Source organism: Aliarcobacter trophiarum LMG 25534 (assembly GCF_003355515.1).
GTDB lineage: Bacteria > Campylobacterota > Campylobacteria > Campylobacterales > Arcobacteraceae > Aliarcobacter > Aliarcobacter trophiarum.
Genome location: NZ_CP031367.1, coordinates 1,349,378 through 1,362,479 on the forward strand (window position 1 = coordinate 1,349,378; position 13,102 = coordinate 1,362,479).

The window sequence follows — 13,102 nt, forward strand, 5'->3', positions numbered from 1 at the left end:
CTTTTTTTCAATATTTTAACAAGCAAAATTATGTTATTTTACCTTTTGTTTACTTAAACTAATAATTTTACACTCTGCAATAGTATCAATAGATTGCAACTCTACAATATCATCTATTTTTAATAAACTTAAATTAATAATCTTTTTATCTCTACTCAACTCAACAAATCCATCCTTTTGTCTTGTTGCAGGATTATTTAAAGAGTAGTTTGATTTTAAATTTTCTAAAATATTAGAAGCTATCTGAAACTTTTGGTTTAAACTTTGAAAAAACTGCTCTTTTAAAAGTTTTATTTGAGACTCTACAAAAAAAAGCTTAGAGCTAATAGAGTTTTGCTCAAAGTGTAGTTTTAGATTTCTTAACTCTTCCTCTTTTTTTGAAAATATATTTTTAAGATTTAAACTAAAACTATCTCTTAAGCTATCAATATATAAAAGATACTCTTCACGGCTAGGAAGTGCTATTTCCATAGCATTTGATGGAGTTGCAGCTCTTATATCTGCTACAAAATCGCTTATTAGATAATCTATTTCATGCCCTACACTTGAAATTATTGGAGTTTTTGCATTAAAGATTGCATCTGCTACCATTTCACTATTATATGACCATAAATCTTCTATACTTCCTCCACCACGACCTACAACTATAATATCACAGTTTAAACTATCTGCAAAAACTATATTTCTTGAAATATCTTCAACACTACCAACTCCTTGTACTAAAGTTGGGATTAAAATAAGTTCACACAAACTCCACCTTGCACTTGCAACTTTCTTTATATCTTCAATAGCAGCTCCTGTTGGACTTGTAACTATTGCTATTTTTTTTGGAAAGTTAGGAAGAGGTTTTTTTATGCTTTTATCAAAATAGCCTTTAGCCTCTAATTTTACTTTTAATTGTTCAAAAGCTAAAGCCAAACTTCCAACACCATCTGGCTCTATTTTTGTACATAAAAGTTGATAGTTTCCTCTTGGAACAAATACAGTGATATTTGCTGTAATATTTACCTTTTGTCCATTTTCTAACTCAAATTTTAAATATTTTGTATTTCCCTTAAACATCACACAAGAGATTGTAGAATTTTCATCTTTTAGTGAAAAATAGATATGCCCTGAGCTATGATTTACCAAATTTGAAATCTCTCCAGAGACCACAACTTGCATAAAAGTTGTCTCTAAAAGAGATTTTATTTGAGTATTTAAAATAGTTACACTAAAGGCTTTCATTTAGATTTTTTTTGCAATAATTAATGTTGATATTTTCATAGAGAAAGCTTTTGTATAAACTATCTCAAAACCAGCATTTCTCAGCTCTTTTTGAAGATTTGAAGTTGTTAAAAACTCATCTATACTATCGGGCAAATATCTATATGCCTCTTTATTTTTTGAGATTATTCCACCAACAACTGGCAGAATTTTATCCATATAAAATGCTGTTAAATAATCAAGTGGCGTCTCTTTTTGATTTTTTGTAAATTCACTAATTACCACTAAACCACCTTTTTTTAACACTCTTGCAAACTCAAAAAAAGCCTCTTGTCTTTGCACTACATTTCTAATTCCATAAGAGATTGATAAAATATCAGCGCTCTCATCTTCAAGTGGTATAGATGTTGCAAAGGCTTCAATAAATTCAACTTCTGGAAGCTTCTTTTTACCTACTTCCATCATACCAACACTAGGATCAACTCCTACAATATTTTTCAAAGTAATCTCTTTTTTGTTAGCATTTTGTTTCCAAAAAAGTATCATATCCCCTGTACCACAAGCAACATCAACTATTTTATCTATAGTTTTTTTCCCATATAGCTCAAAAGTTTTTATACAAGCTTTATTTCTCCAACTAATATCAATTCCCATTGATAAAACTCTATTAGCTTTATCATAAGTTGGTGCTATATTATTAAACATTGATACTATTTTTTCTTGTTTTTCCATATAAAATTTTCCTATTTTGTATATTTTTTTATACTATATTATAAAAGATATTTTCCTATTAAAATACCGATAATTAAACCAATATTTAAAGCAACTGCTACTTTCATAATTGATAATTTTTTATCTGAGTAAGGTAGCCTATTTACAATATCTTCTTGAAGTTTTAAACTCTCTTGAAAACTAGAAGATGCCTTTTCTAAACTATCAATTGATGTTCTAATAGCAATTTCACTAAACTCCATTCTTTCAACAAGCTCTTTTGCTTGTTTAAAGCTCATTTCACTCATTTTTTAATCTCTATCCACTTATCTAAATCACAAAATATCTTGTTTAGAGTATTTAATACATAATCCTTTGCTTCTGTCTGTATTCTTCTAAAAAATAGATATTTTCTAGCAGCTTCAACATCTCCTAACTCTTTTGCCTCAATAGCTTTTTTTGCAAAGTCAGTATTATTATAAGCCATTTCCCAAACGGTACTCCCCAAATATCTACTCATTGTAATAATTTTATCATTTTTAACAGGAAAATATTTTGGGTCTTTTACAAAATCACAAATTACTGAGTTTGAATCAAGATATTTATGTCCAAAGAAGTTTATAAATTGCTCACTATAATAATCCTCTTCCATAGAGATAGCCCTTGTTAGTGCAAAAATAAGATTATCTTCAGGATTTTTCTCTATTTTTTTTATCTTTTTCATAGTTGCAATTGCATTTTTTCCATCAAGTTCACCATCTCCTAAAGGAATTATCCACTTAACATTTCCAAAACTTCCAACTTTTTTTATCTCATCTAAAACCAAACTTGAAGTTTTATTTCCACCTACATCAACAATAACTTCATGCTTATCATCCATCAAAATAAGTTCATCTAGTTCTGTAATTTTATTAGTTCCAAGCATTCTTTTATTTACTATTTCAGTTCTTGTAAAAGATTGAGAATCGTTATTTTCATCATCAATTTCAATATAAGTGATTTTTTTACCATGTTTTTTATATAAGTATGGAGCAATAACTTGCATAGCAACAGTAGATTTACCTACTCCACCCTTTGTTTGAGGAATTATTATCATTTCATAAGCCTTTTTAAACAGATATTCTTTGATTTTATCTAAACTATCATTAAATAATTATTGCATCACTAATGTGCAGTTTACCGCTATTACAATATTTTTTTATCTTAAAAGAGTTTATAGCTCTTCCATCTTCTATATCTACAACCATCATTTGAAGTATTGCTTTACAAGAGTTTGGAACTTCAAAGTGAGAACCTATTCCAGTCGTTGCTCTTTTAATTGGTGCTTTTTCATCCATTCCTATAACATTATCATAGCAACCAGTTAATCCAATATCTGTCAAATAGGCAGTATTTTGAAAAATTTGTAAATCATCTGTTCCTACATGTGTATGTGTCCCACAAATTGCACTAACTTTGCCTTTAAACATCATAAGCATAACTCTTTTTTCACTTGTTGCTTCACCATGAAAATCTACAAAAATATTTTTTATATTTTGTTCTTCTAAATTTTGTATTAATTTTGTAGCCCAATTAAATGGATTTTCAACCAAAGGCATAGCAAATTGACCCATTAGATTTATAACTGCCAATTTCTCACTTTTATCTCCAATTTTTACATCACAAATAGCTACTCCACTTCCAACTACTCCTTCTGGATAGTTATCAGGTCTTAACACTTTCCCGCTTTCATGTAAAATTTGAACATCTTTTTTTTTATCAAAGCTATGATTTCCACCTGTTATTATATCTATTCCACTAGACATTAACTCTTTAAAACTATCAAGAGTAAGCCCAAAACCATGACTTGCATTTTCACCATTTGCTATTATAAAGTCAATATTGTTCTCTTCTTTTATATTTTTTAAACTATCTTTTATTATTTTTCTTCCAGGGCGACCTACAATATCACCTATAAATCCTATTCTCAAACATTATCCTCTTTTTTTAATCTAATTTCAAAAAGTGCACCATTATCTTCATTATAAGCTTTTATACTACCATTATGCTCTTCAACTATTTTTTTAGCAATAGATAGTCCTATTCCCATTCCACCTTGAGTCTTTGAGCTAGTAAATGGTTCAAATAGTTTTTTTAGTATATCTTTACTTAAACCACCAGCATTATCTTTAAATCTTACAAGAATACTATTTTTATCTTCCAAGATATCTATTTTTAGCTCTCTTTTATCATAATCTTCTATTTTTATTAACTCATCTAAAGCATTATTTATAATTATTATCCAAATCTGCTCAATTCTTTGTTTTTGGACATTACTCATAAATATATATTTATCACTATTTACACTATTTATATCAAAAACTTCGCCATTTAGATATATTTTTGAAATATGTTTTGCTCTATTATGTGCCATTGTTAAAGCTGTAAGTATAGTCGCATATATATTAAAATTGGATTTTACACCCTCTTTTGAATGTGATATTTCTCTCATACTTTCAACTATATTTGCAATTCTATTTAAGCCCTCTTTCATCTTTTGACTATCTTGAAGCATTCTATCTTTTATCGCACTTGGTTCTAAATCTTCTATATCATAGAGCATTAACTCTAAATTCCCTTTTACATATGTTAATGGAGTATTTATCTCATGAGTAATCCCAGCAGATAAAGCTCCTATATAGCTAAGTTTTGCACTTTTAATCTGCTCTTGATAGTGTATTATGTCTTTTGCTTTACTCTTTTTTATCTCTTTTTTTATAGTTTTTTCAAGATTAAAATTAAGTTCTTGAAGCTCTCTTTTATCCTCTAAAGAGTTTAATATAAATATAATTCTCTCTTTTTTTGATAAAAGTATCAAAGATAGTTCAAGATGAATTGGAGTTTTATCTTTCTTTATAAAAATCTTCTCCACTTTTAAAATTTTTGTCAAATCTCCAATACTATTTAACATCTTGCTTAATATATCTTTTGAACTAGGCACTATTACATCAATAGCAGATAAACCTAGTAGCTCTTTTTCACTATATCCTAGAAGAGTCATCATTTTATTATTTATTTTTACAAACTGTCCCCCAAGGTTTAATAGAGCAATTCCACTATCAACATTTTCAAAAATCGCATCATACTCATCTATTTTTGTATTTAAATCTTGATATAAATTATAAATTCTTTTTTTATCTGTAACATCTTGGCAAATAACATTATATACGAACGACTCATCAGCTAAAGATATCTCTTCCACAAAAATATCGACCCAAAAACTCTCTAGATTTTTTCTTTTACCTTGAATATTTCTTAGTTCAAAAGTTTTACTATTTAAACTATTTTTTAGAGCCTTTTTTAGAACTTGCTTCATATCCTTAAAGATAAATAGAGTATATTTATGCCCAATAAGTTCACTTTGTTCATATCCTAAAAAACTACTAAAAGCATGACTTATATCAGATATAACTCCTTGTTTATCTATTTGTATAAACATAATATGTTCATTCATTATTTTTTGATTCTCATTTAAAGCCAAAGAGTTCTCTTCTATATCAAAATTTAATTTTTTATTTTCATCTTCTACTTTTTTGTTATCTCTATTTATAATTGTTGTAAAAATATATGCTAAAACTATTGCTAAAATAAATATAAAAAGTGTTATAAAACTATAATAATCATTTCTCAATACATCTTGCGTATTAGAAGCTTTTTTTATATAAAATGTATAAAACTTATTATCTTTTATATATACTTTTTTAGAGATATAATCACTACTATTTATCTCTGTTTTAGATAAGTCAAAAAAGACACCGTGTGTATCTTGAATTAAAATTCTATTACTATATGAGCTTGAAATATCGTCAAAGAGTGTTTTTAAATCAACTTTAATAATATAGAACTCTTTTTCCCCTCTTATTGCAAAATTTAAGAAATCTCTATTTCCATCTTCACAAAAGTGAAAAATCTCAAACCTATCTAAGTTTTGTAACTCTTTAAAATATGGTTCCATATATAAAGTTCTAAGTCCCTTGACTGGTATATTTCTATTTGCATTTTGATTATAAAGCTTTAAACTCTCTTTTGAAGAGAAAGAGACTATCTTGAAATTTAAAATATTTTTATCTTCAAATATGTACTTTTTTATATTATTAGTGACATCCTTTTTATCACTATTATTAGATAAAAATCTCTCAACTAATCCTAGCTTTTCATCATATTTTCTTATAAAATTTAAAAAGCTATCACTTTTTGCATCTAAAATATACTCTAATTTATCACTCTCAACTTTATTGCTATACTCTGTATAGTATTTATGAAATGCAATATTTATAACCAATAGGATTATTATAATAAGCAGAATAAATGCACTAAAAAGTTTTATATTAAAAGTCATCTTCATTGTTGCTCTTTTTAAATTTTATGTAATAGCTTGTTTTCTCTTCTAAAACTTTAGACCAGAAAATAGCTTGATTTTTCTCTATTAAAAGCTTTGCTAGATGTAGTTTTGTATCAAAATATTTATCATCTTCAAACTTTAGTATCTCTTTTAAAAAGTTCTCTTTCCTAATATCTTTAATATTATCTTCAATTTTTAAAACAAAATCTTCGTTTGTATCATACTCAATCGAAATTATTATTTTTACTCTTTCTATAGAGTAAAGTTTTGATAAATCCAAAATAGAGTAAACAATATTTGATACTATACTTTTTAACTCACTATTTAAAATATTAACTTCAATATCCTCTTTCAAATCATCTAAAACAACTACTTCTTCACTATTTAGCTTTAAAACCAACTCTTTTACAATTTTAGATATATTTGCTTTTTTACCAAACTTATTTGAAAATAGAGATTTTGTGTCATTTAAAAGATTTGATAGTTCTAAAAGTTCACTCTCTACACTATTTTTTATCTCTTTTAATTCATAAATATCTTTTATGTTATCTAATTTTTGTAACTCAAAAGAAATTTTTGCTATTGGAGTTTTCCACTGATGAGAAAAACTATCTAAAATCTTTGACATTAGAGCAATTTTTGTAGAGTTTAAAACAGTTTTATCCTGAACTCTAAGCTCATTTAACTTATTTGACAAATCCTCTTTTAAAATTCTATTTGCCTTTTCAAGTTGCTTTATAGCAGTTATATCTGTTCTAATTGAACTATAACCACAAATTGTTTTATCACTATTATATATAGGAAATAAAGATGTTCTAATCCAATATGTATTTCCAAATTTATCTTTATTCTTTAGCTCTCCATTCCAAATTTTAAGTTTTTTAAGATCCTTCCAAAACTTTCTATAGAAGTTAATTGATATATCAGGATGTCTTAAGATATTTACATTTTTTCCCAAAATATCAGACTTTGAATATCCAGAAACTTCACAAAAATATTTTGTTACAAATGTAATTTTCCCATCTAAATCTGTATCTAACTTTAGTACATATTCATCAAGTTGAGAAAAAAGCTCACTATACTTATGCTCTATCTCTCTATTTTTATACTTTAAAATCCTGATTAAATATATCAAAAAACTTAGAACTGCTAAAATAACTATAGAAAATATAGTTAAAAAAAGATAGTAGTTCTCTAATTCTATTACTTTTACACTATCTTCAAAGCTATTTTTATTTAGATATATAGTTTTTTTATCTGTTAGAACTAAAACCTCTATAAAGTTTTTATCTATTTTATTATTATCTAAAAGTAAAATACTTTTTTTGTTTAAATCTCCATTTATACTTTCAAGGAACTTTTCAAAGTCAAACTCAAAATTAACAAAACCTAAAAGCTCTAATTTTTCATCAATAATAGCTTTTGAAAAGATTATATATAGTTTATCATCTTCCATTTTTATATCACTACTATCTTTTTTTGTAGATTTTGTCTTTAAAACTATCTCATCTGCAAATTTATCTTCTATTTGCTCATCTTTGAAATTTAAGATATAAATAGCATCCTTTGTATAAAAACTAATATCATACAACTCTATATGTTTATAAAAAGAGAATTGTGGTTCGAATTCTAAATAAAGTCTCTCTTTAAGAGAGTTTTGTGAGTTATTTTGTAAAATTGAGATTATCTTATTGCTTTGTACAAACTCATTAAAATATATAAAATCTGCTCTTTTTTTTAGATCATTAAAATAACTATCGTAGCTACTTAGTATCTCATTTTTTTTACTCTCCTCTAAGTTTTTCAAACTATTTGTTTTAAAACTGTTTAAACCTATAATAGCTAATAAAGAGGTGATAAAAAAGAGCACCAAGCACCTATAAAATAGGTGTTGTTCTCGCATTCTTAAGCTTCTAATACTTCAAAAATCTTTTTTTCTAATGCATCTAGTGAACTAAAAGGTTTCATAATATAGTTTGTTGCACCTATTTTATGAGATTTTAGAACTTTGTCAAGTGTTGAATAAGCAGTCATCATAATAACTTTTTGTTCACTATTTTTTTCTATTAATTTTTCTAAAACTTCCAAACCATTCATTTGAGGCATCATAATATCAAGTAATACTAAATCATAGTTTGTACCATTATTTGAAGATAGTGCTGAAAGTGGATTTGAAAATGTTGTCACAGAAAACTTTGGATTTCTACTTAGAAATCTATTTAACATATCTAGAATCTCTACCTCATCATCTATTATTGCTATATTTATTTTATTCATTTTTTCTCCTCATTAAATAGTTTACTAGCAGCTTCTTTCATAACTTGCTCATTTTTCTCTTCAAGAATTCTATCTAAGAATATAAACACTTGTTCACTTGCTTTTTCAACAAGATCAATTTTATTCTCAATTAACTCTTTTGAACAAGCAATTTCAGAACCAGAACACTCATTTGCAAGGATATTTGCCTCTTTATGAACAATTGTGTGTGGAGTATCTAAGCCTTTATAAGATTGTGTGAAGCTAAACTCTTGTTTTCCAAGCCCTGTGTTATACCATTGTCCCAATCTACACTGAGTATGATCAACTGGTTTGAAGTTGTGTGTATTTCCAAAGATTAGTTGATATAGGTTGTTTTTATAAATTACGTGGTCAAGTTTTGCAAGATTTATAAAGATTTTATTTGAGATACTTTCAACTTCATAAACAGCTCTATTTGAATTTTTTTGGAATGTATTCATCAATTTACTTAAAGACTCTATTCTTCCTTTTGTCTCATTTACAACACCTGTTACAATATCTGAGCTCTCTTTAATCTTTTCAGTCTCTTTTTGAATAGTTGTAACAACATCTTTTATCTGTTTTGCTGCATCAGCACTTCTACTTGCAAGATTTCTTACTTCCTGTGCAACAACTGCAAAACCTTTTCCAGCTTCTCCTGCTGTTGCTGCTTCTACTGCTGCATTTAGTGAAAGAATATTTGTTTGAAATGCAATTTCTTGAATGATATTTATAACAGAAGCAATATCTTTGCTCTTTGAAACTAAAGACTCTACAACTTCATTTTCACTAGCAATCTCTTTGTATAAGTTCTCTGTGTCAATTACAACCTCTTTTGTAAGAGTTAATCCTTGAGTTGAACCATTTGCAGTCTCTCTTGACTCTTTTTGCATATCTTGAAGTTCTTTTAAAAGCTCTAAATATGTGTTTTGTGTATCACTTAGAGACTTAGTCATATTTTTATTATGTCTTTCTAAAAGTCCACCCTCTTTATTATCATGAATTGAAGTTTTTTGCAAAGATACAATAGTATAGTTATCATATTTTTTTACTAACATTTTTGCTTCACACTCTTCTAGAACAACTCTCTCTTCATTATCTTTTACTGCATCTACAATTGGAGAAAAATCTTTTATATTTGTTTTAGATAAATCATTTGCAAAAAAAAGTTTATAATTTTCATCGAAAATTACAAGCCCCTCTTCTTGAGAAAAACTTGAGATAGTTTTATATAACTCTATCTCTTTATCTTTACTTTTAGTAACACTATCTAATTTAATAATAAAATCTTTTTTACTAAGCTCTAACTCTCTATCTTTCTCTTCTAAACTAGTTTTAAGTTCTAAAATCTCTTTTTTTAAGCCTTCTATCAAACTATTATCTACTTTACTTCCAAAAAACATTTAATATCCCCTCTTTTTAAATAATTATGAGAAGTTACCAAAAAATAACTTAATTTCTATTTAGATGTTTTGCACAAATATAAGCTTCTGCCATAACTATTTGAAAGTTAAACCCCCCTAATTCTCCTGTTATATCCAAACACTCTCCAAGGAAATATAAGTTTTTTTGTTTTTTACTTTCAAAACTATTTATATCTATCTCATCTAAACAAATACCACCTTTTGTAACTTCTGCTTTTGTATATCCAAAATTTCCAGCAGGTGCAAAACTATAAGAGTTTAGAAGTTTTAGATTTTCTATCTCATTATTATTTAATTTACTACAAGATTTATCTTCTAAATCAATGCTTTTTAAAAACTCTTTTAAAAAGTTTTTTGGTAGAGGCAAAGAGCTACTAATAAGCTTATTTGTATTTAAAAAACTCTCTATATTTTTATTTGGTAAAAAATCTATAATAATTTTTCCTTTTGTCCAATATAAAGAGCTAGACAAAACAGCTGGTCCACTAAAACCTTTGTGAGCAAAAAGAAGATTTCCCTCTATTTTTCTATTTTCCACAAAAATATTACAAAATAGAGAAAGTCCTGATAACTCCTTAAACCAAAATTGCTCTTTTTGAACTGTAAAGCCTACAAGGGCTGGATTTAAACTCTTTATTGTATGAGAAAATTTTTGTGCTATTTTAAAAGCAATATCACTAGCATTTAAAACTGGAAAGGATAATCCTCCACTTGCAACAACAAGCTTTTTTGCTCTTATTTCTTGCTTAGAAGTAAAAATAGTAAAAATCTCATCTTCAAAAACAATATCCAAAACCTTTGTATCAAAAAACTTTTTTATATTTGTTGTAAGAAGCGAAAACATCTCTATAATCTCATTTGAAGAGTTGCAAAAGTATGCACCTTTTACAATTGTCTCTTTTAGTTTGGGAAATACTCTATTTTTTGCTAAAAACTCTAGCATATCATCTTTTGAGAAATTTTTTAAAATTTTCTTTATAAGTTCTTCATCTCCTAAATAGCGGTTCTCTTTTACAAATTTATTTGTAATATTACAATTTCCACCACCAGATACCTTTATTTTTGCTCCTATTTTGCTATTTGCTTCAATCAAACAGACATTTTTAAACTTATTTTTATCTAAATTTGAAGCAAACATAAGCCCACTTGCTCCTGCTCCAATTATTGCTATATCGTAAATTTTAAATCCTTTTTACTTTTTAATAATAAAAATATTTTTATCATCCTTATATTCATAAAAAAGATTATATCCATTTGCTTTTAAAATATTAAAAACTATATAAAGCCCTAAACCAAAAGAGCCTTTTTGATTTTTTCCATAAAATGGCTCTAAATAGTTCTCAAAATCTCCTTTTAATTTTTCTCCACTATTTATAAAACAGATACTATTTCCTTCTGTTTTTATCTCTACTTTTTTATCATTTGAGTATTTTATTGCATTATCTATTAGATTTTTTATCGCTATTGAAAAGAGTTTAAAATTTACCTCTAACTTTATATTTGCATAAGAGTTTATAATATTCTCATCTTCAAGCATTAAAATATCTTTTGCTTCATCTATTAAATCTTCTAAATAATAGCTCTTTTTTTGCAAAGTTTTACTTTGAGAAATTATCTCCTCTATAGTTGCAAACTCATTTATAAGATTTTCAAGTCTTATAAAAACCTCTTTTAATCTCTCTATGTTTCTTGGATTTTGTTCTAAAGTTAAAAGTAGTTTTCCTTTTGTAATTGGAGTTTTTAACTCATGCATAATATTTCGTATAAATATATTTCTGGCATCTTTTATACCTTTTAATTTTTTTGCACTATTTTTAAACTCATTTGCTAAAAGTGTTATTTCATCGTTGCTTTTTTCACTTTTAAAATCAAAATCAAAGTTCTCCTCTCCTAGATTTACTACTTTATCTTTTAAAACTTTTAATGGTTTTAGTTTTTTTAGAGTTCTAAAATATAAAAAACTAATCACAAAAAATAGAGATAAAAAGACAATAATAGTATAAAAGTTATTTGAAGAATCAAAGCTATCAAGATCTTTTATTAACATTCTATCTACTCTATTTTCAAATAAAATATAGTTCTTATCATCTATTTCAAAAATTTTAAAACTCTCTCTGTCATTTTTTCTAGCAAAAAGTACTCTCTTATTTTTTGTTTTTAATGTTTCATCTATGCTTTTACCAATAAAAATCTCATAATTCATCTCTTTTAGGCTATTTATAAAGAAATTATCAAAGTTTCCTCTTTGCTTATGAACCATTCTTATAATAGGTTTGTATCTCTCAAAAATTTGCTCTTTTTTCTCAATTTTTTCACTTGAGATTAAAAAAACAGAGGCGAAGATTAATAAAAATATTGTAATAAAATAGTTTAGAGTTGTTGAAAAAATTATCGAACTTTTATTCATTGTATAAACTTATACCCCATCCCACGAATTGTGTGAAGATATTTTGGCTCTTTTTGATTATCCTCTATTTTATGTCTTATTCTATTTATAATTACTGCTAATGAACCACTATTTTCATAATCACTATTTAAAACATCACTATTTTCAAAAATATCTTCTCTACTTACTACAAAACCCTCTCTTTTTATAAAAAGGCTTAATATTTCAAATTCGGCAGCTGTAAGTCTTAGATACTTATCATTTTTTAAAATCTCTCTTTTTTCTTCATTTAGAACAAAAATCTTCTCTTTTGTCTCCTCTACAGTTTTATCTAGTGATTTATTAAATCTTCGCAAAATTGTAGTAATTCTTACCTCCAACTCTCTTGGGTCATAGGGCTTTGGTAAGTAATCATCAGCTCCTAGTTTTAGAGCTGTTACTTTATCTGTAATATCACTTCTAGCACTTGAGATTATTATAGGAACATCAAGTTTTACTAGCTCTTTGCAAACATCTAATCCATCCATTCCTGGTAGTGTTAAATCCAAAATTATCAAATCAAACTTTTGTAGGCTTAAACTAGAAAGAGCCAAAAATGGCTCTTCAAAGTTAACTACTTCAATATTAAACTGCTTTAAATACTCTATTAAAACTTCTGCTAGTTCTAAATCATCCTCTATCATTGCAATTTTTATCAAAGTAACTCCTTTTTTATTT

General features: G+C 26.6%; 12 protein-coding genes and 1 pseudogene. All 13 read right to left on the bottom strand.

Annotated features, from left to right (window positions below):
- Nucleotides 1–33: 33 nt before the first annotated feature.
- Nucleotides 34–1,227 carry an exodeoxyribonuclease VII large subunit gene (gene xseA / locus ATR_RS06965; protein WP_115428750.1) on the bottom strand — a complete coding sequence of 398 codons (1,194 nt, stop codon included), beginning with the start codon at nucleotides 1,225–1,227 and terminating at the stop codon, nucleotides 34–36.
- A complete protein-coding gene (ubiE, locus tag ATR_RS06970) occupies nucleotides 1,228–1,938 on the bottom strand; it encodes a bifunctional demethylmenaquinone methyltransferase/2-methoxy-6-polyprenyl-1,4-benzoquinol methylase UbiE (RefSeq protein WP_115428751.1) in 711 nt (236 codons plus the stop codon).
- A 38-nt stretch (nucleotides 1,939–1,976) separates the two neighbouring features.
- On the bottom strand, nucleotides 1,977–2,216 hold the full coding sequence (locus ATR_RS06975) for a hypothetical protein (RefSeq protein ID WP_228254210.1): 240 nt from the start codon (nucleotides 2,214–2,216) through the stop codon (nucleotides 1,977–1,979).
- 5 nt (nucleotides 2,217–2,221) lie between these two features.
- Nucleotides 2,222–3,013, bottom strand: a complete 792-nt coding sequence (locus ATR_RS06980) for a P-loop NTPase family protein (RefSeq protein WP_115428753.1) — start codon at nucleotides 3,011–3,013, stop codon at nucleotides 2,222–2,224.
- A 49-nt stretch (nucleotides 3,014–3,062) separates the two neighbouring features.
- Entirely contained in the window at nucleotides 3,063–3,887 is an 825-nt protein-coding gene (locus ATR_RS06985; RefSeq protein ID WP_115428754.1) for a TIGR00282 family metallophosphoesterase, read from the bottom strand.
- Nucleotides 3,884–6,301, bottom strand: coding sequence for a sensor histidine kinase (locus tag ATR_RS06990; protein ID WP_115428755.1), 2,418 nt, complete (start codon nucleotides 6,299–6,301; stop codon nucleotides 3,884–3,886). Before ATR_RS06990 ends, ATR_RS06985 begins: the two co-directional genes overlap by 4 nt.
- Nucleotides 6,285–8,168 (bottom strand): PAS domain S-box protein, encoded by a 1,884-nt coding sequence (locus ATR_RS06995; RefSeq protein WP_164966902.1) that lies wholly within the window; start codon nucleotides 8,166–8,168, stop codon nucleotides 6,285–6,287. The genes ATR_RS06990 and ATR_RS06995 overlap by 17 nt, the downstream gene beginning before the upstream one ends.
- Before the next feature lie 35 nt (nucleotides 8,169–8,203).
- Nucleotides 8,204–8,575: a response regulator gene (locus tag ATR_RS07000; RefSeq protein WP_115428757.1), complete on the bottom strand. Its 372-nt coding sequence runs from the start codon at nucleotides 8,573–8,575 to the stop codon at nucleotides 8,204–8,206.
- Nucleotides 8,572–9,036, bottom strand: coding sequence for a CZB domain-containing protein (locus ATR_RS09985; protein WP_407923298.1), 465 nt, complete (start codon nucleotides 9,034–9,036; stop codon nucleotides 8,572–8,574). Before ATR_RS09985 ends, ATR_RS07000 begins: the two co-directional genes overlap by 4 nt.
- Before the next feature lie 3 nt (nucleotides 9,037–9,039).
- Nucleotides 9,040–9,978, bottom strand: a pseudogene (locus tag ATR_RS07005) (methyl-accepting chemotaxis protein); the annotation flags it as partial.
- Between the two features lie 49 nt (nucleotides 9,979–10,027).
- Nucleotides 10,028–11,137 (bottom strand): aminoacetone oxidase family FAD-binding enzyme, encoded by a 1,110-nt coding sequence (locus tag ATR_RS07010; protein WP_164966901.1) that lies wholly within the window; start codon nucleotides 11,135–11,137, stop codon nucleotides 10,028–10,030.
- Nucleotides 11,138–11,191: 54 nt separating this feature from the next.
- Nucleotides 11,192–12,406 carry an ArsS family sensor histidine kinase gene (locus ATR_RS07015; protein ID WP_115428760.1) on the bottom strand — a complete coding sequence of 405 codons (1,215 nt, stop codon included), beginning with the start codon at nucleotides 12,404–12,406 and terminating at the stop codon, nucleotides 11,192–11,194.
- On the bottom strand, nucleotides 12,403–13,083 hold the full coding sequence (locus tag ATR_RS07020) for a response regulator transcription factor (RefSeq protein ID WP_115428761.1): 681 nt from the start codon (nucleotides 13,081–13,083) through the stop codon (nucleotides 12,403–12,405). The genes ATR_RS07015 and ATR_RS07020 overlap by 4 nt, the downstream gene beginning before the upstream one ends.
- Nucleotides 13,084–13,102: the final 19 nt, after the last annotated feature.

What these genes read in the sequence shown, in the direction of transcription:
- xseA (WP_115428750.1), bottom strand. Translation starts at nt 1,227, where the DNA reads ATGAAAGCCTTTAGTGTAACTATTTTAAATACTCAAATAAAATCTCTT.
- ubiE (WP_115428751.1), bottom strand. Translation starts at nt 1,938, where the DNA reads ATGGAAAAACAAGAAAAAATAGTATCAATGTTTAATAATATAGCACCA.
- ATR_RS06975 (WP_228254210.1), bottom strand. Translation starts at nt 2,216, where the DNA reads ATGAGCTTTAAACAAGCAAAAGAGCTTGTTGAAAGAATGGAGTTTAGT.
- ATR_RS06980 (WP_115428753.1), bottom strand. Translation starts at nt 3,013, where the DNA reads ATGATAATAATTCCTCAAACAAAGGGTGGAGTAGGTAAATCTACTGTT.
- ATR_RS06990 (WP_115428755.1), bottom strand. Translation starts at nt 6,301, where the DNA reads ATGAAGATGACTTTTAATATAAAACTTTTTAGTGCATTTATTCTGCTT.
- ATR_RS07000 (WP_115428757.1), bottom strand. Translation starts at nt 8,575, where the DNA reads ATGAATAAAATAAATATAGCAATAATAGATGATGAGGTAGAGATTCTA.
- ATR_RS09985 (WP_407923298.1), bottom strand. Translation starts at nt 9,036, where the DNA reads ATGAATACATTCCAAAAAAATTCAAATAGAGCTGTTTATGAAGTTGAA.
- ATR_RS07010 (WP_164966901.1), bottom strand. Translation starts at nt 11,137, where the DNA reads ATGTTTGCTTCAAATTTAGATAAAAATAAGTTTAAAAATGTCTGTTTG.
- ATR_RS07015 (WP_115428760.1), bottom strand. Translation starts at nt 12,406, where the DNA reads ATGAATAAAAGTTCGATAATTTTTTCAACAACTCTAAACTATTTTATT.